The sequence below is a fragment of the Pyxidicoccus sp. M6 genome, assembly GCF_055568925.1.
Genome location: NZ_CM145714.1, coordinates 2268033 through 2293184 on the forward strand (window position 1 = coordinate 2268033; position 25152 = coordinate 2293184).

Annotated in this window: 15 protein-coding genes; 11 read left to right on the top strand and 4 right to left on the bottom strand. The window is 70.8% G+C overall.

Features of this window, described 5'->3' with window-relative positions:
- Positions 1 to 208: 208 nt before the first annotated feature.
- Positions 209 to 2527 (top strand): MtsA protein, encoded by a 2319-nt coding sequence (locus ACVTJA_RS09485; RefSeq protein ID WP_465835738.1) that lies wholly within the window; start codon positions 209 to 211, stop codon positions 2525 to 2527.
- Here ACVTJA_RS09485 and ACVTJA_RS09490 read toward each other — a convergent pair.
- Positions 2522 to 5719, bottom strand: a complete 3198-nt coding sequence (locus tag ACVTJA_RS09490; RefSeq protein WP_465835740.1) for an nSTAND1 domain-containing NTPase — start codon at positions 5717 to 5719, stop codon at positions 2522 to 2524. The genes ACVTJA_RS09485 and ACVTJA_RS09490 overlap by 6 nt on opposite strands.
- 431 nt (positions 5720 to 6150) lie before the next feature.
- Between ACVTJA_RS09490 and ACVTJA_RS09495 the strand changes: the two genes are divergently transcribed.
- The 9 genes from ACVTJA_RS09495 to ACVTJA_RS09535 all read left to right on the top strand — a co-directional run bounded on the left by ACVTJA_RS09495 (position 6151) and on the right by ACVTJA_RS09535 (position 21676).
- Entirely contained in the window at positions 6151 to 6648 is a 498-nt protein-coding gene (locus tag ACVTJA_RS09495; RefSeq protein WP_465835742.1) for an RNA polymerase sigma factor, read from the top strand.
- Positions 6649 to 6654: 6 nt separating this feature from the next.
- On the top strand, positions 6655 to 9597 hold the full coding sequence (locus ACVTJA_RS09500) for a CHAT domain-containing protein (protein ID WP_465835744.1): 2943 nt from the start codon (positions 6655 to 6657) through the stop codon (positions 9595 to 9597).
- 80 nt (positions 9598 to 9677) lie between these two features.
- Entirely contained in the window at positions 9678 to 10409 is a 732-nt protein-coding gene (locus ACVTJA_RS09505; protein WP_465835746.1) for a hypothetical protein, read from the top strand.
- A 46-nt stretch (positions 10410 to 10455) separates the two neighbouring features.
- Positions 10456 to 12180 (top strand): hypothetical protein, encoded by a 1725-nt coding sequence (locus ACVTJA_RS09510; protein WP_465835748.1) that lies wholly within the window; start codon positions 10456 to 10458, stop codon positions 12178 to 12180.
- A 202-nt stretch (positions 12181 to 12382) separates the two neighbouring features.
- On the top strand, positions 12383 to 14032 hold the full coding sequence (locus ACVTJA_RS09515; protein ID WP_465835750.1) for a calcium-binding protein: 1650 nt from the start codon (positions 12383 to 12385) through the stop codon (positions 14030 to 14032).
- Positions 14033 to 14201: 169 nt separating this feature from the next.
- On the top strand, positions 14202 to 15533 hold the full coding sequence (gene mtsC, locus ACVTJA_RS09520; RefSeq protein ID WP_465835752.1) for a cell-cell cohesion MYXO-CTERM protein MtsC: 1332 nt from the start codon (positions 14202 to 14204) through the stop codon (positions 15531 to 15533).
- 34 nt (positions 15534 to 15567) lie between these two features.
- The gene (mtsD, locus tag ACVTJA_RS09525; protein WP_465835754.1) at positions 15568 to 17559 is read left to right on the top strand and encodes a cell-cell cohesion protein MtsD; all 1992 of its coding nucleotides are present in this window, start codon (positions 15568 to 15570) and stop codon (positions 17557 to 17559) included.
- The gene (locus tag ACVTJA_RS09530) at positions 17556 to 19298 is read left to right on the top strand and encodes a vWA domain-containing protein (RefSeq protein ID WP_465835755.1); all 1743 of its coding nucleotides are present in this window, start codon (positions 17556 to 17558) and stop codon (positions 19296 to 19298) included. The genes mtsD and ACVTJA_RS09530 overlap by 4 nt, the downstream gene beginning before the upstream one ends.
- An 11-nt stretch (positions 19299 to 19309) precedes the next feature.
- Complete coding sequence (locus ACVTJA_RS09535) at positions 19310 to 21676, top strand: hypothetical protein (RefSeq protein ID WP_465835757.1); 2367 nt, start codon at positions 19310 to 19312, stop codon at positions 21674 to 21676.
- Between the two features lie 65 nt (positions 21677 to 21741).
- Here ACVTJA_RS09535 and ACVTJA_RS09540 read toward each other — a convergent pair whose 3' ends face one another.
- Positions 21742 to 22173: a hypothetical protein gene (locus ACVTJA_RS09540; protein ID WP_465835759.1), complete on the bottom strand. Its 432-nt coding sequence runs from the start codon at positions 22171 to 22173 to the stop codon at positions 21742 to 21744.
- Between the two features lie 29 nt (positions 22174 to 22202).
- Between ACVTJA_RS09540 and ACVTJA_RS09545 the strand changes: the two genes are divergently transcribed.
- Entirely contained in the window at positions 22203 to 22712 is a 510-nt protein-coding gene (locus ACVTJA_RS09545) for a hypothetical protein (RefSeq protein WP_465835761.1), read from the top strand.
- 13 nt (positions 22713 to 22725) lie between these two features.
- Here ACVTJA_RS09545 and ACVTJA_RS09550 read toward each other — a convergent pair whose 3' ends face one another.
- On the bottom strand, positions 22726 to 24378 hold the full coding sequence (locus tag ACVTJA_RS09550; protein WP_465835763.1) for a GMC family oxidoreductase: 1653 nt from the start codon (positions 24376 to 24378) through the stop codon (positions 22726 to 22728).
- Positions 24375 to 25043: a gluconate 2-dehydrogenase subunit 3 family protein gene (locus tag ACVTJA_RS09555; protein ID WP_465835765.1), complete on the bottom strand. Its 669-nt coding sequence runs from the start codon at positions 25041 to 25043 to the stop codon at positions 24375 to 24377. The genes ACVTJA_RS09550 and ACVTJA_RS09555 overlap by 4 nt, the downstream gene beginning before the upstream one ends.
- Positions 25044 to 25152 lie beyond the last annotated feature (109 nt).

Below are 25152 nucleotides of genomic sequence, written 5' to 3' on the forward strand. Positions count from 1 at the left end.
CACACACAGGTGTGGTGGGCACTCCACCCCATGTGGGGCGCGTGCTCCACGAATCGGCATGAACGTTGCGGGAGCGCTGGAAAGATGGCGTGGGAGAGCGTGATTTCCCGCTCCCGCAGTCGCAGTCCGGCCGAGCAGGCAGGGCCCAAAGACATCGCGGCGTGACAGGCGATGGAGGATGCTGCCGCGAGGAGGTCTCGGACATCCCGTGACAGGCAAGGCGCGCAGGCAGGCAATCTTCGCGGCACTGGTGGCGGTGGTGGCCGGCGCGGGCGTGGTGGTGTGGCGGAGCGGCGCGAAGCAAGAAGCGCCCGAGCCCGTGGCGGCGGCGCCAGTGCAAGCATCGACGACAGGGCCACGGCTGCTGTCGGTGGGGCCGCGGCTCACCAGCAACGAGACCTCTCAGCCGCTCTCGATTCAAGGCGAGCGTCTGGTGCCGGGGCTGAAGCTGGTGCTGGGCCCGCCGCTGTCGCGCGAGCTGCCGCTGGTGGTGGTGGACGCGGGCCACGCGTATGCCCGCCTGCCCTCCGGACTGGCGCTGCCGGAGGACGTACCGCAGGTGGTGGTGGAGGCGCGGCTGACGGGGGTGGGGGAGACCGACGGCTCCGCGCGCCTCACGGTGGTGAACGACGCGGCCTTCGTGGACCTCACGGCCATGGCGCTGTCGCCGGATGGGCGCACGCTGTTCCTCGCCTCGCAGCCCACGGACACGGTGTTCACGCTCGAGGTGGAGTCGGGCCGCGTGGAGTCGCTCGCCACGGGCGATGGGCCCTCCGCGCTGGCGACGTTCACCGACGTGGCCGGCAAGCCCTGGCTGGGCGTGGCGCACCGCTTCCAGCCGGAGCTGCGCCTGTACGCATTGGATGCGCCGGGGAGCGCGCCGAGGGTGCTGCCCGCGCCGCTCGGTGCCCAGGGCCTGGAGGTGGATGGCGCGCACGGCGTGGCCTTCATCGCGGACCACGTGAAGGACCGCGTCCATGCGCTGGCGCTGGCGGATGGGAAGGAGCGCTGGTCCATGGCGGTGGACCCCAACCCCCGTGCGCTGACGCGGTGGAAGGGGCTCCTGGCGGTGGGCAGTCTCCAGACGGGGCAATTGGAGCTGCTGCGGCAGGAGGACGGCGCGCCGGTGTCCACGGTGGTGCCGGGGCCGGGCGTGTCGATTCTGGGCGGCCACACGGAGCCGTTCCGCGCGCAGGTGATGGGCGGCAAGGCGCCGCGCGCGCTGGTGGCGAGCGAGCGGCTGGGCCGCGTCTTCATGGCGAGCCTGGGACCGAACGTGGGCCCCAACCCGCAGCGCATGGAGGTGAGCGCCAACAGTGGTGTCGCGGTGGTGGACCCGGCGAGCGGCGCCTATGTGCGGCACCGTGGCTTCGGCATGGGCGTGACGGAGGGGCTGGCGCTGGATGACGCGGCGGGCCTGCTCTACGCGGCGGACGTGGGAGTCGGCCGCGTGCGGGTGCTGGATGCGCGCGCGCTGGCGGGCAAGGACGAGAAGGCCGCGCGCGGGGCGGTGCTGCAGGAGGTGGCCCTGACGCCACCGGAAGGCACGCCGCGCATCCGCCCGGCCGCGGACTTCGGTGTCAACGGACGGGCTGGGGAGGAGCTGCACTCCGGCCCGCGCTCGCTGGCGCTGTCGCCGGACGGGCGCACGCTCTACGTGCTCAACCGCTTCACGCGGACGGTGGCGGTGGTGGACGTGCGCGAGGCGCGCGCGGGCCGGGCTCACGTGGTGCGCCAGCTGCCGGTGGTGTCCGCGCGCACGCAGGCGAAGCGCCGCGTGGGCCAGGTGCTCTACTACGTGGACCTGGGCCGCACCGGAATCACCTGCGACGGCTGCCACATCGAGGGCCACACCGGTGGCATCTTCTACGAGAAGACGCAGCCCAACCGCATCTACCGCTCCACCACGGTGCTGGGCAGCCGCGATACGCCCCCGTACTTCACGCCGGCCAGCCAGCACAGCCTCGCGGATACGGCGAGCTTCGTGGGCGCGCGCAACCGCTTCCACAACCCGGACCCGTCGACACAGGAGGTGGAGGCGCTCGCCTTCTTCAACTCGCTGATGTCCACGCCGCCCAATCCCTACCGGGGTGGGGACGGCGCGCCGCTGGAGACGGTGGAGCTGCCGGACGGCCACTCGGGGCACCCCGCGCGCGGGCGCGAGCTGTTCGAGGGCCGGGGGCGCTGCGTGCAGTGCCACCCCGCGCCGCTCTACACGCTGGACCAGGACCCGGCGACGCGCGGGCAGTACCTCGATGTGGGCACGCCGGTGGCGCTGCCGCTGCGGCTGGAGCAGCAGACGCTGGTGCCCGGCGCGGCGCCGCCGTCGCTGGTGGGCGCCTGGGACGTGTGGCCCATGCTGACGAGCGCCACGGCGGGCTACGCGGTGAAGGACGAGCGTTTGGTGGTGGGCACGCGCTTCCCGCTGCGCGCGGTGCTGGAGGCCTCCGGGCCGAAGCACGGCGACGTCCAGGGGCTCTCGCCGGAGGAGCGCGATGACCTGCTCGCGTTCCTCCTGACGCTATAGCGGCGCCTGACGTGCCTTCTCTTCCAGCGCCTTCAGGCTCGCCTCGACGTCGTTCAGCTCGGCCCGGAGGTCCTCGTTCATCGGGTCCGCATCGAGGAGGTCCTCCAGCAGCTCGCGGTGCTCCTGGTGGTGCCTCAGGGCCTCCATGAACTGGCCCCGCTTCAGCGCCGTCTCCCCCAGCTTCGAGTGGAGCGTGCCGAGCACGCGCTGGTAGAGCACCGAGTCCGGATGTCCCGCGCGCAGCCGTGTGGCGAGCTGGAGCGCCTGGCTGTAGTCCGCGTGCGCCTCCGCCGCGTCGCCGCGCACCATGGCCGAGTCACCGCCGTGCAGGTGGTTGGCAATCCGCTCCATCAGGATGCCGGACTCGGTGGCCGCGCCCAGGTGCAGGAGCAGCCCTTCCACCTGGCGCAGCAGCGCCTCCCGCTCGGCGCCGACCGTGCTCAGTGACTGGCTCGTGGTATGGATTCGCCGGGCGAGGGTGCCGGCCTCGCGCAGGCGCGACTCCAGCAGGTCGCGCTGGCCCGCCAGGTCGAGGGCCATCATCGCGCAGACGCCCAGGCCCGTCACCAGCCCCGCGAGCAGCATCCAGTGCCGCAGCACCTGCTGGCGCACGTGGCGCTCGCAGGTCTGGAGGAACTCGCGTACCGAGGTCGTGAGCTGCCGCTCGTGCTCCTTCCGGATGAGGAGCGCGCCCGCCAGCCGCACGCCCGTCGCGAGGTAGGAGCGGCCGCCGTCCGCGTCATCCCGGTGCGCCTGCCATGTCTCCGCCATGGCCCGCAGCTCGCGCCATTGGAGCAGCCGCTTCCGGTTCGCCCGCAGCCAGCCGCGCAGGCGCGGCCACCGGCGGATGAGCGCCTCGTGCGCCACCTCCAGCCACACCCGGCCTCCGCGCTCCGCGTCACTGCTGCGGGTGACCAGCCGCTGGTCCACCAGCTTCTCCAGCACGCGGTCGAAGTCGGCCCGCTCCTTCGCCTCCAGGGGGCGGATGTCGTCCAGCCAGACGCGGCGCCGGCTGTCGGGCGTCGTCTCCTCGCCCAGCGCCACCAGCTCCGCGCGCAGCCTGCGCGCCTGCTCGCGCTCGCCGTCCTCCAGCTCCTCGTACAGCCGCTCCGCCGTCTGCGTCAGGGCGCCGGCCACGCCCTCCATGCGCTCGTACGTCGCATGCGTCAGCCGGTGGCCGTCGCGCCCCTGCCACAACAAATCCAGCGCGTGCTCCAGCAGCGGTAGTGCTCCGGGCTCCTGCCCCACGTCGCGGCACAGCCGGTCCACCAGCCCCGGCTCCAGCTCCAGGCCCACGCGTCGCGCCGGCTTCTCGATGACCTCCGCCAGCTCCTTCGGCTGCAGCTGCGCGACGAAGACGCGGTGCTCCTCCGCGTACACCACGGTGTCCAGCCGCGTGGCGTCGTCCAGCGCCACTTCGCCGCAGCGCTCGAAGGAGTCCACCCGCATCGTGGTCACCACCACGCACTCCAGCTTCGGCTCGTTCGCCAGCGCCCACAGCACCTGCATCACCGCCTGACGCTCCTCCTCCACGTACGGGTGGGTGAAGACCTCCTCGAGCTGGTCCACCACCAGGAGCAGCTTCCGCTCCGGGCGCGCCCTCCGCAGCCGCCGCGCCTCCGCCAGCACCTCGCGCGGGCCGGGGCACACGTCGTCCGGGAGCGGGTCCGCGTCCCACACCCGGTGCAGCCGCTGGAGCAACTCGCGCAGCGGCTCCGAGCGCACGCCCACCGTCCCGGGCAACGTGCGCACCAGCTCGCAGGGGCGCACCACCACCACGTCCCACTCATCCTGTGGCAGGCACGGAATCAGTCCCGCCATCACCACCGAGGACTTGCCCGCGCCGGACGCGCCCGCCACCACCTGGAAGCGGGGCCGCCGTCCGTCCGCCGCCTCGTGCACGCGCGCCAGCAACTCCTTCTCCAGCCGCGCGCGGCCGAAGAAGAAGCGCCGGTTCTCCTTGGTGAAGGGAAGGAGCCCCTGGAAGGGCCGCAGCACCACCGGCCGCAGGTCCGGGTGGCCCGAGCGGCGCGCGTAGAGCTGCAGCGAGGCCCAGTCGAAGCCCCGCGACTCCACCCGCAGCCGGCGCCGCACCGCGCCCAGCGCCTCCTCCAGCGAGCACGAGTCCACCAGCAGCTTCGTGTACAGCGTCTGCGCCAGCAGCACCGAGCCCTCGGTCGTGAGCGGCAGCCGCGACGCCACCACCATCTCGATGCCGGCCCGGTGCAGCTCCTGCGCGACGCTGCCCAGGTGGCTGGACTGCGGGCTCGCGTCCCCACCATGGCACGCGCAGAGCACCACCATCCGCAGCGTGTCCTTGTACGGGGCCAGCACCGCCTGCAGCGCGCCGCTGTCCACCGGGTGCACACCGCCCCTGTCTCCGGACGCGTTCAGCACCAGTCCGTAGTGGCTCGACGACTCCGAGCCCAGCGTCGTGCCATGGCAGAGCAGGTGCAGCACGGACACGGGCCGGCCCGCGTCCTGGGCCGCGCGCAGCGTCCGGTTCAGGCTCTCCAGCGACACCTTGGGGAGCACGTCGCGGCGCGGGTCGAAGTCGAAGCCTCCCTCCCGGCTGGCCTGGAGGAGCGCCGTCCGGTGCCGCTCATCGGGCACGGCGCCCGCCGCCTCGGACCAGGCGAGCAGCACGCGGCCCTCTGCGGCGGCACCTCGCGAGGGCGCCACCGGCGCGCTCCGCGGCCACTCGTAGCGCAGCGTGAAGCCGGGCACGTCCGCCAGGTGCAGCCCGCTGTCCTCGAGCGTCACCAGCTCCCACGGCAGCGAATACAGCTCCGCCGCCGCCGAGCGCACCACCAGCCGGGGGCCACGTCCCCGCCTCAGCTCCCGCTCCAGCGTCTCCTCGTGTCCGCCCCAGTCCAGCGCGTCGAGGAAGCGGCGCAGCTCCTCTCCCAGCCGCCGCGCCGCCACCGGGTCGGGCTCCGCGCGCGCCAGCGCCGCGAGGTCCTCCAACACGCGCTGGCTCCACGGGAAGCTCGCGCCGCGCATCGAGCCCTGGCCCACCCGCAGCAGGTACTTCTGCGGACGCAGGTCCAGCCAGGCATGCGGGTCCTCCGCCCGGTGCGCGCGCGTCAGCTCCAGCACCACCTCGCGGGGCGCGGACTCCCGCTCCTCCTGCGCCTCCACCTCGTCCACCTCGAGCGCCGGGCCCACGACCTCCAGGTGTGCCGTGTTCATGCGCCTTCCCCTCCCTTGCACGACATTCGCCGCGTGCGACGGCGCCCCCAGGCTTCGGCCCTCCAGACAACGCGCCGTGCCGGATTTCTTACCGACGGGCTGCCCCACGGGGCGGCGGGTAACAATTTCCACCCCAGCCGTCTTCTCGCCCTGGAGGGGACCCACGTTCTCCTCCATGTCCTCCTGACCCGAGGAGACGGATGGCCCTCCTGGAACCACCATCGCCGTGTGACACCGCGCCTCCGGGTGCGGAGCGACCCTCGGAGGACGCGTCGGATTCGGCGCGACACGTGGGAGCGGATGCCTCCCCGGCCAGGGGTGCCCGTGTCATAAAGCTGCCCGTTCGGGCCCGCGTGACAGACGCGGGACGGAGCGGGGGGCATCCACAGCCAATGGACAGGGAAAGCCACGAGCGCTGGGTCCGGGAAGTCGTGGCCCGGAACAGGGCGCTGCTGGTCGCCGAGGCCAACACGTTCTGCCGCAACGCGGCCGACGCGGACGACCTGGTGCAGGACACGCTGCTGCGCTTCGTCCAGAGCGCGAGCAAGCCGAACGCCCCCACCGACGAGCGTGGCTGCGTGCTGCTGATGCTCAAGATTCTCTCCAACCGCTTCTTCGACCAGTGCCGCAGGCGGCGCGTCCGGGACCGGCACGCGGAGGACGTACGCTCGGAGAGCGACGAAGTCTTGGACCCGTACGACGCCGCGGAGCCCACGCTGTCCGAGCGCGTGACGGACGAGCAGCTCGCGCAGGCGATGCAGTCGCTGAGCCCCAAGCTGCGCGACACCTTCGACCTGCTCACCGCCGGAATGAAGTACCGGGAGATTGCGGCCGCCCAGGACATCACGGTGGGCACGGTCTCCAAGCGCATCTTCGACGCTCGCGCCCGGGTGCGTGAGCTCCTCTTGAAGCTGATGAATCGGGAGTGAAGCGACATGGCCACCCTTTGCGAGACAGTCGGCCCGTTCGTGGACGGGGAGCTCGGTCCCGAGGAGGCCGAGGCCTTCCGTCAGCACCTCCCGGACTGCGAGAGGTGCCAGCGCGACATGACGGAGCTCGTGCAGCTCAAGTTCCTGGCGCGCGGCCAGCAGGAGCGCGCCGGCAAGCCCACGCCCGAGCGACTACCGCCCGCGCCCATTCCCCTGTTCCGCCGGCGTACCGTCGTCGCGGCGATGTCCGCGTTCGCGGCGTCGGTGCTGGTGGTGTTCGGGGTGCGGCAGGTGGCGCCCTCCGGGCCGCCGCAGGATGCATGGCTGGTGAATCGCCCCGAGCGGCTGCTGGAGGCGCGGCTCGGCTACCCGGGCGCGGATGTCTACCGGCCTCCCGCCGCGAAGATGATGGGCGGCAATGGCACCGCGGGGGACCTGCCGCATGCGGCGCTCGCCTGGCTGGAGGAACACCATGACGTCCACGGGCTGGCGGCGGCCTACCTCGTGCGCGATGCCCCGGGCTTCGCCGAGCATGCGCTCCAGAAGCTGGCGGAGCTGAAGGAGCGCTCGCCGGAGGTGGACAACGACCGCGCGGTGGCGCTGCTGATTGAGCACAAGCCCAAGGAGGCACTCCAGCTCCTCGACGCCGTGCTGCGCGAGCACCCGCGCCATGCGCAGGCATTGTGGAACCGGGGGCTGGCCCTGCGCGAGCTGGGGCTGCCGTTGATGGCGGCGCGGTCCTTCAGCGAGGTCGCGGCCCTTCGGGAGGCCGGCTGGGCCGACGAGGCGGCGCGAAAGGCGGAGGAGCTCCAGCGCGTCACGTATGAGAGAAGAGACAGGTGGAACGCGGCGTACCAGGCGGGGCGCGCGCTCGTCGATGCGCCGCCGGCCATCCTCCCCCCGGGCTTCGTCCAACTGCCCATCGCCCGCCTCTTCTTCTACGACGCCATCCGGGCCGCGCCGAATCGTGAGCGCGTGCAGGAGCTGCTGCCCCTCGCCCGGGAGCTGGATGCGCGCGCGGGCAACACCTTGCTGGAAGCCTATGCGAGCCGCGTCGCGGTGGCGGACTTCTCCCGGCGCGCCCCGCTCGCCCGCCGCTACGCCGCGCTGAGCCGGGAGCTGCCCCCGCCAGAGGAGCAGGAGCGCTTCATGACGGCCCTGCGCCAGGCCCGCGAGGACGACATCCTCCTGGGTACGCTCCTCATGACGTTCGCCACGGACCGCCACCTGGAGCTGTACACGGAGAAGGCGATGGCGACGGGGGACACCTGGTTCCAGCTCCTCGCGGCGCAGGCGCGCGCGCGCGTCGAGCTGTCCGCCGGAAACCGGAAGCAGGCCCTGCGCACGCTCCAGGACGCGTGGAGGCTCTGCCCCGCACGGGGCCTGGAGTACCGCTGCCTCTCCCTGGAGCTCGCCCTGGCCGACCTCTATCGGCAGCGCCACATGGTGGACACCGCGCTGGAGCATGCGGAGCGGGGCTGGAAGGAGGCCGTCGCGAACAATGAGTGGAAGCTGGAGGAGGAGCTGCTGTGGACCCTCTCCCAGCTCGCCCGGCTGGTGAACGACGGGACGCTGACGCGCGCGTACCTGGGGGAGTACCTCGAGCGCGGCCGGGGGGACCCGGAGGCCCAGCTCCGCGCCCACCAGGACCTGGCCAACATGGCGCTCCAGGAGCTGTGGGTGGACGAGGCCCGGAGGGAAATCGACGCCGCGCTGTCCACCGGACTGTCCCTCTACTTCAGCGGGGCCTTCGTCCTGGCGGACATCTCCCGCATGAAGCGCTCGCCCGGAGACGAGGCGCACCTGATTCGCGCGCTGGAGACGTCCCGCCTGCAGCTCGGCCCGGGCGGGCGCGCGGGTGTCACGCACGTCCTGGGGCGCTTCTACCTGGAGCAGGACCCGGCGCGCGGCCGGGAGTTGCTCTGGCGTGCCATCAAGGAAGCGGAGGCCCCCGGGCTGGAGGAGGATGCCGCGGCGAGGCGGGCCCGCGCCTACAGCTACACGTCGCTGCTCCACGACGCGGGCCGGCGCGGAGACTTCAAGGCGGCGCTGGAGCTGTTCTCGAAGGAGCGAGGCACCCGCCTGCCCGGCCAGTGCCTGCTGACCGTCACCGCGGACTCCGAGCGCACGCTGCTCCTGGCGCTGAGCACCTCGGGGGCGCTGGTGGGCCACTTCGACGAGTCCCGGCGCCAGCCGCTGCCCTCCAGGCTCGACGGCCTGGTGCCGGAGCCGCTGCTGGCGGCCCTGCGAGGATGCTCCCGGGTGGAGGTGCTCGCGCGGCCGCCGCTGCATGGCCGGGCGGGGTTGCTTCCTCCAGAGATGGCGTGGAGCTACCTGACCCGCACCGCGCCTCCCACCGCGCAGCGCACGGGGCCCGCGGTGCACCTCGTCGTCTCCGACGTGGCGCCGCCATCCGGCGGCAACCTCAAGCGGCTCAACACGTGGACGCCCGACTTCGGCCCCGACGAGCAGCCCATCACGCTTTCGGGGATGGGGGCCACGCCTTCGCGCGTGCTCGCCTCCATGCGGGATGCCACCGAAATCGACCTGGTGGCCCATGGCGTCATCAACGGAGCTTCCGACAGCTCCTACCTGATGCTGGCGTCCGGCCAGAAGGAGGACCCGGAGTTGAGCGTGCCGCAGGTGCGTGCCGCCTCGCTGCGGGGGGCGCCGTTCGTGGTGCTCGCCGCGTGTCACGCGGCACATGCGACGTACTCGCTCGACGCGCCCTTCAGCCTTCCGGCCGCCTTCATCGACGCGGGTGCCCGGGGCGTGCTCGCCGCGACGGTGGAGATTCCCGACCTGGAGGCCGCGGCCTTCTTCAACGCCGTCCGCCAGCGCATGCGCTCGGGTGCGCCTCCGGCCATCTCCCTGCGCGACGAGCGGATGAAGTGGCGGGAGCAGCAGCGGGGCGCGTCGTGGCTCGACAACGTGCTGCTGTTCGAATGAAGGCCCGTAAGAATTCCGGCGGACCGCGTTGATTGGATGGGTAGGGCGCTCCAGCTACTACCCACCAAGGGGAGGGAGTCATGAGTCAGCGGGAGCCGGTCTTCTACAACCTGGAGTTCACCGAGAACGATACGCCCTTCTGGGCTGACGCCGGGGGCTCCTCGCGGCGCACCTTGCTGATGCCGCTGCCCGACCCGGCGAGCTTCGTGGCCTTCGGAGTGGTGGGCACCGACAGCACCGTGCTGTTCGTGGCGCGGGGCCGCGTGCGTGAGCACCTGGGCGCGTTCATCGCAGCCATGGAGGGGAGCGGGGCCGGCGTGGAGCTGTACGCCCGGGTGCCGCTGCCGTGGCACCTCGTGAAGCGCTACACCTCGGACGACCCCTACGAGAACCAGGAGACGACGGGGCCTCGGAATCCACCCGTGCAGGGCTTCGTCGCCTACGGCGGCGGCGCGCAGGATGGCGAGGCGTGCCTCGAGGAGGGGAGGACGGCGGGGCTGCCCTGCGCGAACCTCGCGTGGCCCTCGGGTGTGGTGGCGTCCGCGAGGCGGGTCTACGTGATGTCCGGGGCGGGCGTGGATGAGTTCCTCGCGTTCGGCGTGTGCCTCACGCCGGACCACTTCGTCTTCCTGGCGAGGGGGCGCAAGAGCGACGAGCTCGGACCCCTCCGCGACCGGGTGAAGCTGGACGGGGCCACCGTGGTGGAGTGCACCTGGCCGTCGTCGGTGGGGTTCATCGAGGACTACCTCGAGAAGCACCCCTCGCTGTACCAGTCCACCCCGGTCATCGGCCTGACCGCGCAGCCTGCCTGAAACCGGAACACGGGAGGGCGTCACCATGGAGCGCAGGCGAAGTCCCATGAGTCTCGACCTGCTGCTCGCCCCCGCCGACGAGGCGGTGGCCGAGCCTCACGCCGGGCTTCGCCTGGATGCGCTCCAGCACGCCCCCCAACCAGAAGCGCTCGACGAGCCCGACGCGCTGTGGGACGCGACGGGGGACCCGAACGATGTCTGCCGCCAGCGATGGGGGCTGGTGGCGCCGTCGGGGCCGAGAGGGGACCAGCTCCTCGGGCTCGTCGAGCCGCTGCGGCGCTGGCGCCAGGAGCAGCAGGGCGCGGACGTTCGCGTCTACCGCGTCAAGCCGGTGATGGACAGTGCGTATGCCCGGCGCTGGAAGCGCGAAGTCTACCGGGACGAGCGCACCTCCGAGCGCAACCGGCCGCGCTACCTGCTCCTGCTCGGAGACCTGCACGAGCTCTCGCTGGAGCTCCAGGCCGAGCTGTCCACCGACGCCTTCGTGGGCCGGCTCGCCTTCGCCACGGATGCGCAGTACACGGCCTACGTCGACAAGGTGCTGCGCTGGGAGCGCGCCGCCGCGCGCGAGACGCAGGCGCGCATGCTCTTCTACACCTCGCGGGACGGCACCTCCGCCACGGAGAACGGCCACCGCGCGCTCGTCTCTCCCAGCGTCGACGCGTGCCGCGAGCGCCAGCAGGAAGCGGACTTCCCCCGCGCGTGCATCCAGACGCTGGGGGACGCGGGCGCCGTGTCGCTGGAGACGCTCCTGGCCCACGCGTCGGATGGCGGGCCGGGCGTGCTCTTCTCGCTGGCCCACGGCAGGGGACGTCCTCCGGGTGGCTGGGCCCGGCCCGAGGAGCGGCTTACGCACCAGGGTGAGCTGAAGCTGCCGGACGGCCGCTTCCTCTCCGCCGAGACGCTGGCCTCGCGCCCCTTCGTCCCCGGCGGTGTCTGGTTCAGCTTCGCGTGCTACGGCGCCGGGACGCCCGCGCGCAGCAGCTACGCGCACTGGCTGCGCACGCTGCCCGCGTCGGACCCCAACGCGCGCCGGGGCCTGGAGGCCCTGCCTCTCGAAGGAGAGACGCCCTTCATCGCCGCGCCGCCCAAGGCCGCGCTGGCCAACCCCGAAGGGCCGCTGGCGGTGATGGGCCACGTGGACCTCGCCTGGAGTCACAGCTTCAGCGACCGGGGCCGTGGCACGCCGTTGCGCTTCATCGAGCTGCTCAAGGAATTGGCGCGAGGAAGCCGCGTGGGCGTGGCGCTGCACTCCTTGATGCGGGTCCTCAACGAGACGAGCAGCGAGCTGGCCTCGCTCTACAACCTGGAGGAGCAGGAGCGCGGGCGCCCGTCCTCCATCGACCTCGTGGAGCGCGCGCGGCTGTGGATTCTCCGCCAGGACCTCGCCAACTACGTCCTCCTGGGGGACCCCGCTGTCCGGCTGCCGCTGGCCTCCCCGCGTGAGTTGGAGCGCGTCGCCCCCGGAGACGCGCGGTCGGCGATGAGCGTCCTGCCCTCGCAGTTCCGTCCGCGTCCCGAGAAGACCTCCACGCGCCCCCCGTTCCGAGCGGGTGCCGGGAAGCCCGCCACGCAAGATTCAGGGAGCACGGGAGACCTGGAGGCGATGGAGGCGGCCATCCTCGCGCTGCTCACCGGAAGAGGGGAGCCCGAGCACCTCGCCAGGGAACATGGCCTCTCGCGCATCGAACTGGAGCAGTGGAAGGAGCGCTACCGCGCCGCGGGCCGCGAGGCACTCACCCGGTGTCTCGCGTTACGAGAGAGAGTGTAGACATCCACCCGCATCCATCCGCTCGCTGCCTCTTCCTCCTGCGTCCATCTGCTCTCGGAACCAGGAGGGCAACCAGCCCGGCGTGCCTGTTCCACGGCCGGCTGAAATCTCGGCTCTCGCTGTGCCACTCTCACCTTGAATCCGAGGCTTGCGTCGGTGTCACTTGCGCCACCTCGGGGACCTGAGGTGTAGAATCCGACTGATGCGCGCCCTCTCGCGTTCCCCCTGGCTCCTCCTCCCCGTGCTGTTGCTGTCGTGCACCGACTCGGGCCTGTATGCCCTGGACGGCCGTGGCCCCAGTGGAAAGGACCGCGCCAGCTTCTCCGGCAACGTCTGTGTTCCGCTCGCGGGCGGCGATGCCTTCCCCACCAAGGTGCTCTTCGCCATCGAGGGAGGACAGGGCGTGGAGGCGGAGATGGTGGGCTACGCCACCGACGGCCTGTCCACGCTGACGAGCCGCTTCTCCGGCCCCTTCGTGAAGTTCGGCCTCGTGGCGTACCACACGGTGGCCACCGGCCTGTTGGGTGGCTTCTCCGACGCCTCGGAGTTCCAGGCCACGCTGCCGCGCTACGCGTCGTACCAGGAGTCGGGGCCGGTGAGCATCCGCGCCTCCCTGAAGCTCGCCAAGACGCTCCTGTCCGGCGACATGCAGACGTCCTGCCGCGGCGAGGTGGCCCGCACGCGCTACATGGTGGTGGTCATCGTCCGCACGGGCGACAGGACGTGCGCCCGCGCCGCCGACAACGACATCTTCGGCGCGGGGCTCGACTCGCGCTGCCTCGCGCTTTCCTCGGGGGCGGGCTGCGGCCCCGTCGGCTCGTCGTCGCGCGACGCCTGTGATGCCGAGTGCGGGAGCTGCGAGCTGACGGCCGTCACCGGCGAAATCAAGTCGCTGGCCCAGCAGTTCGGCGCGGGCGAGGTGGTGGTGCAGCCCATCTACGTGCGCGGCACCTCGCCGGACCCGCTCACCCGCAAGCTCGTGGCGGCCATCGCCGCCGCCGGCGGCACCGAGCCCATTGAAGTGGACTTCGCGGGCCTGCCCGGCGCGCTCACCGGCATCAAGTACGCCGCGCGCACCAACTCCCTCAAGCTCAAGCGCTTCTTCGCCTACAACCGCAACGTGGTGGTGCGCGCCGGCCAGACGCTCGCCGACAGCGACGGGGACGGCCTGCCGGACGGGGACGAGGACGCGCTCGGCACGGATGCGCTCGCGCTGGACTCGGACCAGGACGGGCTCATGGACGGCCTGGAGGTCCGCATGGGCCTGGACCCGCTCCAGCCGGACGTCATCAACGGCTGCAACCTCTCCCTCGACGAGGACGGGGACCGGCTCAACACCTGCGAGGAGCGCGTGCTCGGCACGGACCCGTGCATCGGCGACACGGACGGGGACGCGATACCCGACCTGGTGGAATTGCTGTCCATGACCAACCCGCTCGTCCCCGAGGACCTGCTCGACACGGACCGCGACGGCATCTCCAACGTGGCGGAGGTGGAGGCGCACGGCGACCCGCTCAGCGCGGACATCGACTTCCACGTGGAGCGCGGCTACGGCTACGACCTGGTGGAGGGCGAGCCCTCCGAGGACGGCCGCACCTGCTACGCGGCCCGCGCGGAGAACATCACCGTCGTCCCCACCCGCCAGCGCCCCCACCCCTTCATCCCGGGTGAGGTCATCCCCGCGGGCACCAACGAGGTGTACATCTACCTCCAGGCCGGCCGGGACAATGACCCCCGCGGCGCCGGCATCGGCTCGCTCTTCATCCAGCCCATCCAGTACAGCGACAAGGACGGCCGCAACCCCGCGGGCACCGTCGCCCTGGAGCCCAACGACTTCATCCTCGGAACCTGATCCACCCCTCGGTGTGGAGTTTCCCCCACGTCTTCAATGGGGAGTGCCCCCCACACTCTCCGGCCTGCAATCCCCGGCCTGTCTTCAACCTCTTGATTTTCCTGGTTCTTCACTGAGTGTTGGGTACGGATCGCTCCTTGCTAGGAGCAGCGGGCTGAAAGGAGTCACCATGTCACTTGTTCGCATTGCTTCAGCTTTCACGCTCGGGGCGTTCCTGTTCCTGAGCCCCTCCGTGGCGAAGGCGCAGTCCAACAACAACCCGGACAACCCGGAGTGCCTCGGCGATAGCTGCGGCAAGCCCCAGGAGGAGGGCGGCGGCTGCGGCTGTGGTTGTGGCTGCTCCGTCTGGGTGAACTACACGGACGACGGCGACACGCTCGCCTACACGGACGACGCGGACGGCGACGGCAAGGCGGACGACCGCGACAACTGCCCCTTCGTCTCCAACCGCGACCAGACGGACGAGGACGGCGACGCGGTGGGCAACGCGTGCGACAACTGCTCGGCGCAGTCCAACTTCGCGCAGAGCGACGCGGACGGCGACGGCAAGGGCGATGACTGCGACCCGGACAAGGACAACGACAAGGTCCCGAACGAGCAGGACAACTGCTCGCTGGTGCCCAACACGGACCAGAGCAACCTGGACGGTGATGACAAGGGCGGCGACGTCTGCGACACCGACGACGACAACGACGGCGTCGCTGACGGCCAGGACAACTGCCCGCGCATCTCCAACCCCAACCAGGTGATGCCCACGGACGGCAGCCAGTGCCGCGTGGACGCGGACGGCGACAACATCTCCGACAACGGCGACAACTGCCCCGGCCTGGCCAACCCGGACCAGGCGGACGCGGACGCGGACGGCCAGGGTAACGCGTGCGACGCGGACGTCGACGACGACAGCATCCTCAACGCGCAGGACAACTGCGTGGCCGTGGCCAACCGCGAGCAGACCGACGATGACCACGACGGCTTCGGCGACAAGTGCGACACGCGCTACTGCCTGGTGCTGGACGAGAGCCGCCCGGATGACTGCCTCGACCCGAAGGGGCCCTTCACCGTCAGCGGTGGCCACACGATGACCGTGGACGAGTCCGGCAAGACGCTGCGCCCGCCGCTGTTCGCCAACCGCAACGGCGCGGCCATGGAGTACAAGTGGACGGTGACGAAGCGTCCCGAGGGCTCCAACGCGGTGGTGGAGAACCCGCAGGGCGCCGTGACGCTCAGCCGTGACTGGCAGTACACCTACGTGGACGGCAGCGTGCCGACCTTCACGCCGGACGCGGATGGCGAGTACGAGCTGCAGGTGACGGCGCGTCTGGCCTTCGCCGACCGCGTCTTCCCGGACCAGCGCGTGTCCACGTCCAACCTCGTCATCAAGGTGGGCAAGGACTCGGGCGACGGCACCAACTGCAGCTCGGTCCCCGCGGGCTTCAGCGCCACCGCGCTGGGCGCGGCCCTGCTCAGCGTGCTGATGCGCCGCCGTCGTCGTCACCAGTAGAATCCGAAGCCCCATGCCAGGAGGTCTGTTCCGCATGCGCCGCCTTGTTCGTTTCCCGCTGCTCGCGGCGGGCCTCCTGGCCACTGGCCTCATCTCCTGCACCGACTCGCTGCTCGAGCCGCGCGCGGAGGTGCAGACCCACCTCGATGACCGGTTGACGCTCCAGGGGCGGGTGTGTACGCGCCCGCCCAACCCCTCCGGCTTCCCGGTGAAGGTCGTCGTCGTCATCGACGAGTCGGGCAGCATGTGCATCTCGGACCCGCCGGGCGCGCAGCTCGACAGCGGCTTCTGCCAGCGCGCGGAGGTGCAGGCCGTCATTCCGCCGGGCGTCACCGAGCCCGCGCGCGTGCGCGCCCTCAAGCGGCTGGTGCAGCAGTTCCGCCAGGTCAACGCGCAGGGCGGCAACGTGCAGGTGTCCGTCGCCCCCTTCGAGACGAACGTCCGCAACGTGTGGCCGCCCACCACGGTGGGCAGCCGCTTCGCCACGCCGGACAACAACATCGACAGCTACATCTCCAACCTGCAGAGCCAGCTCGGCAAGGGCACCGACTACCAGGGCGCCCTGTCCTACGCGTACAGCGTCATCGCCAGCGACATCACCGCGGTGGCCCAGTCCAACCCGGAATTGCTGCCGCGCACGCGCTACGTCGTCGTCTTCCTCACCGACGGCACCCCGTACCCGCGCTGCTCCGCCAGCGACAACCTCAGCGTCTACGCCAACCCGGACAACCCGGACCTGACGTGGGCGGACTCCCTCATGGACTTCTGCAACGCGACGAGCACCACCGACGCGATTGACGGCTTCGAGGTGGGCACGGACCGCAACCAGAACTACCAGCTCTTCAGCTACGTGCGCCGGCTGATGGAGCTGAAGGACCAGTACAACGTGGGCGACGTGCGCATGCACACGGTGCTGCTCTTCAACCAGGAAGCCGTTCGCGCCTGCGGCCCCATCTGCCAGGAAATCTACGGCATCTACCCGGGCGTGCCCCAGGCGCAGTACCCCGAGGCCGCGAAGAAGATTGCCTCGTGGCTGCTCAAGCGCTTCGCGGACATGGGCAACGGCGTGTACCAGGAGTTCAACGACACGAGGGAAATCTCCAACCTCGGCCTGGGCGCGCTGGACTACTCGTCCTTTGCCTCGCGCAACGTGATGAAGTCGCTGGTGGTGGAGGCCCTCAGCTCCGGCCCGGGTGACGAGGACAAGGGCCGGGTGCTGGACAGCGACGGCGACGGCGTGCCGGATTCGTCCGACAACTCCTTCACGCTGAAGACCAACAGCATCCTCCCCGACAGCGACGGCGACTGCCTGGACGACGGCTTCGAGTCCCGCCGCGAGGACCAGGGCTTCCGCGCCGCCAATGATTTGGACGCGCGCGGGTGTGACCCGCAGTCCCCGCTCACGCGCAACTGCGTGTGCCGCGACACGGACGGTGACGGCCTGTCGCAGTTCGCCGAGGACTACCTGCACACGCGCACCGGCATCGTGGACAGCGACGGCGACGGCGCCACGGACGCCATGGAGGCGCGCTGGGGGTTGGACCCGCTGGAGCCCAGCGTGGCGGGCCTGGACACGGACGGCGACGGCCTGCCGGACGACGCGGAGCTGCATGGAGGCAGCGACCCCACCCGCAGGGACAGGGCCTTCCACGACCGCTACGGCTACCAGTACGAGACGCGCATCGCCGAGGTCCGCGCGGACGGCAGCATCTGCTACGACTTCACCGTGTCCAACCTGCAGCTCGTCACGCCGCCGGACCGCGCGGGCGCGAAGCAGGGCTTCAACCTCTTCAAGGTGTGGTTCGCCGAGGCGCCGGAGAGCGGCGTCTCCACCGACTACGGCGTGTGGCGCACCGCCTGCGCCTGGGCCCAGTACGCCCCGCCCACCGTGCGCGTGCCCGCCGGCCCCGAGCTGTCCCTGGAGGACTCCGACTTCCGCCGGCCCGACCAGTTGAGCAACCCGTGGACCAACCAGAACAACTGTGTGGGAACGCCGCCCTCGGGCGCGCAGGGAGTCAACCCGTGAGCCGTGCCGCACGAGTGCTGGCGGGCTGTCTGGTATCGCTCGTGGTGGTGGCGGCCTGTACGGATTCGTACCTGTTCGACCCGCGCCGCGACGAGGAAGTGCCCGTGGACAGGGCGGTGTCCTTCGACGGCCGCTTCTGCACCGTGGGCAGCAACGAGGTGGTGCGTCCCATCAAGCTCGTCGTCGCCATGGACGCCTCGCAGTCCATGCGCGTGAGCGACCCGGACGGCACGCGCGCCACCGCGCTGGTGCAGCTCATTGAAAACCTCCCGAGGGACCCGGAGGTCTACATCGCGGTGATGCTCTTCGCGGGCAGCACCACGGCCTTCCTCACGCAGGCGCCGGGCAACCCGCCGCAGGACGGCTTCGTGCAGGTGGCGACGATGGACGACGCCGCCCGCCGCAAGCTCACCGAGCAGCTCCTCACCTTCCGCAACCCGGACAACTCGCCGAATCGCGACTCGACGGACTTCGTCAAGCCGCTGTCGGACATCTACTCGCTCATCAACACGGACATCGCCCGCAGCCGCCTGGAGCCGGGCGGCGCGCAGGCGCTGGCGCAGGCGCGCTACTCCGTCATCTTCCTGTCGGACGGCAAGCCCACCAACGACCAGGACGACGAGCTCATCCAGGGCGACGCGGTGGTGCGCATCCGCCAGCTGCGGGATTTGGTGGAGGAGGTGCGCGTCAACACCGTGCACGTCTTCCTGCCCACCCAGCCGGTGTCGTCGTGTGACATCGAGGGGGACGCGGGCTGCCCGCTGCTCATCATCAACCAGAACGCGGACCGGCTGGAGCAGATGGCCGGGCTGGGCGGCGGCAACTTCCGCGACTTCCGCAACAACGAGCCCATCAACTTCCTGGACTTCTCCTTCGGCCAGGTGCGCCGCGCCTTCATCGTGAAGGAGGTGGTGGCCACCAACTACTCCGCGCCCCCGGGCAGCCCCGTGAATGCGGCGGACACCGACGGAGACGGCCTGACGGATGCGCGCGAGGCGGAGGTGGGGACCAACCCCAACCTCGTGGACACGGACGGCGACGGCTTCAGCGACGGCGTGGAGGTGTACTTCCGCGACCGCGGCGTGGACTTCAACCCCACGCAGATTGCGCTGCCGGACGGTGGAGGACTGGACCCGGGCTGCCCGCCGCTCCTGCGCGCGGAGGACTCGGACTGCGACCAGTTGCTGGACTGTGACGAGCAGTTCATCGGCACCAACGCCAACCTCGCCGACAGCGACCGCGACGGCGTGCCGGACGGCGTGGAGTGGCGCGGCGGCACGCAGGGCTCGAGCAACGATTTGGACGAGGACCCGGACAACGACGGGCTGACGAGCCGCGCGGAGCTGCGCCTGCACACGCGCCCGATGGAGGTGGACACCGCGAACCTGTCGGTGGACGGCTACCGGTACTCCTTCGAGGCGGATGGTGCGCCGGACGCGCTGGGCCGCCAGTGCTACAAGCTTCGCGTCGACAACGTCCTCCTGGCGCCCACCGTCGCCGCCGCGGATGACGCGGGCGTGGTGACGCGCGGGGCGGGCTTCAATGACCTCTCACTGTCCGTGGCCATGGTGCCCGCGGACGACCCCACCGCGCGCACCCTCGTCCGCACCTACCGGGTGGACACCGTGCGCTACCCGGTGGGCGGCATCAAGTCGCCCGCCGACGGCGTCATCCGCGTGGAGCCGGAGCTGTTCATCGACGGTTGCCCCGGCCGCGTCGACTCGCCCTCTTCGCCTTGAGAAATCACGCCATGCCCACCCACTTCCGACTGCTGCCGTTCGCGCTGCTCGTCCTCGTTGCCTGCAAGTCAGGAGGCGGTGAGGGGGAGCAGGATGCCGGCTCCAACCCGGTGGAGGACCTCTGCAACAGCCGCGAGGAGGCGCTCACGCTGCCCGAGTGCGAGCTGAAGCCCGGCCAGGCGCTGGACCGCTTCATCGTGCAGGCGGGCGAGGTGAAGGCGGGGGACCAGGACTGGTACCGCATCGTCCTCCCGGCCGACACCAGCGCGCGCACGCTGCTCAACGTCAACGGCACGTACCTCGCGTCCAGCACCGCCGTGAATCTCTCCGTCACCGTGCTGGAGACGCTGCCCAACGGCACGGACTCGGCGCTGGTGAAGAAGGAGGACAAGCACGGCCAGGGCGCGCCCCGTCCGGTGGACATGGTGCTGCCGCTGCGGGAGGACCTGAAGAGCAAGACGCTGCTGGTGCTGGTGCAGGACTCGCCGGACGTGCCCACGCGGCCCAACTTCGACGCGAAGAGCCCGTACCGGCTGAAGGTGGAGATTGCCACCAACCCGGACACGCACGAGCCCAATGACACCCAGGCCGCGGCCACGCCGCTGGTGCTCAACAACGAGGGCGGCGTGCTGGTGGGCGCCATCACCGGCTACCTCGCCACGGACAACGACGTGGACAACTACACGTTCGACCTGGCGGTGGGGAAGGTGGCGTACGTGCACCTCGTCGCGCCGGACCGGCAGGCCGTCCCCAACTGGCGTCTGGCCTACGAGCTGCGCCGGCCGGGCTTCACGGACAAGGAGGACGAGGGCCAGGTGCCGCCCCAGGTGCGCGGCGGTGAATTGGCCACGGCGCGCAAGGTGAAGCAGGCGGGCAAGTGGCTGCTCGTGGTGAAGGGCTACCGCGGCACCAACGACAAGGAGACGGCCGCGGGTGACTTGAGCCAGCCCTACGAGGTGGAGGTGCGCGTCATGGACGAGCAGGACGCGCAGGACGCCACCGGCACCGGCAACGACACCGTGCAGACCGCCACCGCGCGCAGCCTGGAGAGCGCCACGCCCGGTACTCCGCAGGCGGCCACGTCCGTCACCGGCCGCATCGGCTACGTGCCGGACCGCGACTGGTACTCGGTGCGGCTGCCGGCCTATAGCGCTCCCACGCTGCTGCGCTACCGCCTGGTGCCGCTGGGCACGGGCGGGCGCTTCCCGGCGCTGCCGGACACGCCGGACCGGCTGGTGCAGGTCTTCACGCTGGTGACGAAAGGCGCCAACCTCAACGAGTGGCGCACCGCCTGCCTCAGCGACGTCACGGCCTGCCCCAAGGGCTACGGGGAGAACCCGGACGCGCGCCAGCTGGTGGAGGGCTACTGCACCCGCACGGACCTGCCGGCGCCCATGTGCACGCACTCGTACCGCGAGGAGGCGGCGGAGAACCCGCGCTTCACCAACCTGAGCAACTTCCGCGGCGTGCTGCCCGTGGCCGCGCATACCTCCGCCCTCACGTACTACTTCGTCGTCCAGGACGACGGCACCAACTGGGCGGATGACCGCGACTACCGGCTGGAGGTGTCGTGGGACGCGGAGGACGCGGACGAGTTGTCCCGCTACACGGGCGGCGTGGAGGCGCCGGTGGCCCGCACGCTGGCGCCCACCACCGCCTACCCCGCGCCGCCGGACACCGCCGAGTTCTCGGTGACGGGCCAGCTGTCGGCCGGCTACGGCCGGCTGCGCAGCGGCGATGACCGCCTCAACGGCCTGGGCGTGCGCGGCCCGACGGACTACGACGCGGTGCCCTCGGACGTGGACTCGTACCAGTTCCAGCTGCCCACCGTGGCGGCCCCCGAGGACCGCGCGTGGCTGGTGCAGTGGGAGGTGGCGAAGCTGGCTGACGGTGGCACGCCGCACGGCCTCGCGCTGGACCTCACCTTCTGCGACGGCGACGCGCTCGGTGACGGCGGCACCTGCACGCAGGTGAAGACGGGCAGCCGGAATTCCCCGCTGACGCTGGGCTACCGCGCGGACGCGCTGCGCGCATGGCACACGCCGACCAACGCCACGCTGAGCAGCCTGCAGCCGCAGTACACCCTGGAGGAGCGTCCCAACTCCACCGTCGTCACGCTGGCGCCGTACGCGTGCGGCTGCCTCGAGCGGCGCTTCATCCACGGCGGCACCATGCGGGTGGATGTGTCTGCCTCGGAGCGCCTGGACTACGAGCGCGTCAACTACACGCTGCGCACCGGCTACGGCGCGTACCCGCAGAGCTACACGGTGGATGGCGGGGCCGAGGTGAAGTGCCCGGCGCCGGATGGCGGCATGGTGCAGTCGGACGGAGGAGTGGCCCCCTACGTCGGAGGCTGCGTCTTCACGCGCCAGCCATGAGCGCCGGGGTGGTACGGCGGGAGCCGGAGCTCCCGCCCGGCGGGGGCCGAAGCCCCCGCCTCGAATCAGGGGTCCACGCCCAGGCCGTTGAGGGTGATGACCTTCTCCGGCGCGTTGGCGGCGTTGGACTTGATGGTGAGCGTGCCCGTGTACGCCACGTTGTCGGTGGGGCGGAACTCCACCGTGACGAAGGCGCGCTTGTATGTCTCCAGCGAGAGCGGGGTGCCCGGGGTGAAGCCCTCGGGGAGCACCAGCTTGAACTGCGACGGCGCGGACAGGGTGATGTCCGTCACCTGCAGCGTGCCCTCGCCGTGGTTCTCGAAGACGAGCGAGTTGTAGCCCGTCTGTCCAACGAAGGTGCCGCTGCCGAACTCGCGGTTGAAAGCCATCTCATCGCGGTCGGTGAAGAGCGTGGGCTCCTTCGGAATCTCCGTCTCGTTTCCACAGCCAGCCAGGGCGAAGAAGAATATGGGGAGCCATCGGGTGCGCAGTTGCATGGACGTCCACTCCTCTGATTGAGAGCCAGATGATGAAAGTGTTTGTAACAGTGTTTCGGCGCAACGCACAGGTGGCCGCGAGTCTGTTTTTCGCGATGGTGCTGGGCGCGTGTGGGGGCTCGCGCGAGGACTTCATCGGCGCACGTGTGAAGGACACGTGTGATGCGGCGTGGCCTGTGTGCAGCCAGGTGGCCGGCTGCATCCTCGGCACGGAGAGCTACGCGGAGGGACGCTTCCCCGGACAGGGGCAGTTCATCGTCCAGGTGCCGGAGGCCGCCACCGTCAAGGTGCGCTTCTACCTGGAGGACGTGACGTCCGCGGGCGAGGAGACGGTGGTGCTCTTCCACGAGGAGGGCTGCCGTGCGCGCACGCGCGAGGCGGCGGACGGGCGCACGGTGCAGGACTTCATGGAGAAGTTCGGTGAGTTCTCTCGCGAGGCGGACCTCACCGGCGTGGGGGACCACCTCATCGAGTTCGAGTCCGACATGCAGGCGCGCTACATCGTGAAGGTGGAAGTGACGCCCCTTCGCAACCGGTAGCGCGCCTGGCGCCTCAGCCCTTCAGCGCGCGCACCAGGTGGTTCGCGACGCGGAAGCTGTTGGCGGCGATGGTGAGCGTGGAGGGCACGCTGCCTCCGGTGGGCATGAAGCTGCCGTCCACCACGTAGAGGTTGGGCACCTCGTGCGCGCGGCAGTTCTTGTCCAGCACGGAGGACGCCGCGTCGTTGCCGAAGCGGCAGGTGCCGTGCTGCAGAATCGTCGTCTCGCCCATGACGCCCTTGCGCTGCATGTCATCCGGGTCCAGCCGCAGCAGCACCTCTTCGCCGCGCTCCACCAGGAAGCGCGTGGCGGCGAAGTCCATGGGGTGGCGCTCCACGGTGAGGGCCGCCACGGGGATGCCGTACTTGTCCTTCACGTCCTCGGACACGCTCACGTAGGTGCCGGGCGTGGGCAGCCACTCCGCGTAGACTTCGAACTGGAGGATGCGCGAGTCGCGGTACTCCCGCATCTTGTCCTTCAGCGCCTTGCCGAAGAGCGCGTTCTTCCCGTCGCCGGCCAGTTCCACCGCCGCGTGGATGGGATTGGGGTGCGCCCACATGAAGCCCAGCGTGCCGCCCTTGCGGAAGCCGAAGCGGCTGTCGGGCAGGAGGTAGAAGTCCTGCACGCTGCGGTTGACGAAGGGCGCCGGGTCCTTCAGCCACGGCCGCGCCTCGGCCTGCTTGGACATGCGGAACGTCGCGTACGACTCGCCGAAGGAGCTGAAGAGGAGATTCTTCCCGACGAGCCCGCTGCCATTGGCCAGTCCGCGCGGGAAGCGGCGGGAGGTGGAGTTGAGCAGGAGGCGCGCGCTCTCCACCGCGGTGCAGGACACCACCACCACCTTGGCGGGCTGCTCCTGGGTGACGCCATTCTCGTCCAGGTAGATGACGCTCTTCGCGCGCCCCTGCTTGTCCACCTCCACCGTGCGCGCCATGCAGCCGGGGCGCAGCTCCACGTTGCCGGTGGCCAGCGCGGCGGGGATGAGGCTGGCGTTGGTGCCGCTCTTGGCGCCCGTCTCGCAGCCGTAGCTACCGCACAGCGCGCAGTACGAGCACTGCGCGCGGCCCCGGTACGGCCGGCTGATGATGCCGCGCGCGGTGGGCAGCGAGTGCCAGCCCATGGCCTTGCAGGCCTTGTCGATTTCCGACGCCACCGGGTGCACGTCCAGCGGGGGGAGCGGGTAGGGCCCCGAGCGCGGCTCCGCGAAGGGGTGGGGCACGGCCTCTCCGGACACGCCCAGCTCGGCCTCGGCCTTGTCGTAGAAGGGCGCCAGTTCCTCGTAGGAGATGGGCCAGTCCGCCAGCGTGCTGCCCGGCACCGCACCCAGCGTGGAGCGCAGCCGGAAGTCCACCGGCTTGAGCCGGTAGAAGAAGCCGCTCATGTGCACGGTGCCGCCGCCCACGCAGTTGGCCGTCCACGCGACGTTGGAGCGCTCGTAGCGGTCCTGCGCCCCATGCCGAATCAGGTGCGGCTCCTCCCACGGCAGCGGCATGAAGAAGTTGCGGCGGCTGTTCAGGATTTCGTCGTGGACGAAGTCCTGCGGCTGGTAGTGCCGGCCCTTCTCCAGCACCACCACCTTGAAGCCCGCGCGGCCCAGTTCCAGCGCCATGGGCGCGCCGCCCGCGCCGCTGCCGATGATGCAGACGTCGACCTCGGGCAGGCTCATTTGTGGGCGCCTCCGTGGTGGAGCCCGCACTCGCGCAGGCACTTCGGACCGTCATGGCCCTCCGGAGGCGCCATGGCCACGGTGCCCACGGTGTCGAACCCCATCAGCTTCCAGCCCACCTTCCCCTTGTTGCCGCCGTAGGACGGGTCCCCGAGGTAGCCCTCCAACGACATGACGGTGAGCAATTCGAAGAAGTGCGCCTCGCCGCTCTTCGGCGGGCTGTCCCGGAAGAGGGCAATCAGCTCGTCCTGCTGCTCGGGCGTGAGGGCGGAGAAGCCCTTCTGGAACATGCGCTGCGAGCGGCGCTCCAGCGCGGCCACGCCGCTGAGGAAGTCGTCGCGAATCCGCCCCAGCTCCGGTGTCTGGAGGATGCGGTCGATGTAGACGGGCACGTCCGCCTCCAGCGCGCCCGCGTCCTCGTCGTGGGGGAGGATGCGCTCGGTGGCGGCGGCCACCACGGCGTACTCGAATGCCGAGAAGGTGCGAAGCGCCTGGCCGTTGGCGGTGGCGCCGAGGGGGCCCGGGTCCGCGGGCGGTGTCTTGGCCTTTTCCTCGGAGCGCTTGCAGGCGGGGCCGAGCAGCACCACGCCACCACCAAGGAAGGAGAGTCGCTGGATGAAGGAGCGCCGGGACAGTCGGCTCCGGGGAGAACGTGTGCGGGGCATGGGGCGCCGAGTCTAACCCAGCACTCCGCGTATCGCCTCGAAGATGCAACCTGCTCGGCTGCTCACTCGGACGCGCGGGTGACGTAGGATGCGCGCGACGAAGTGCAGG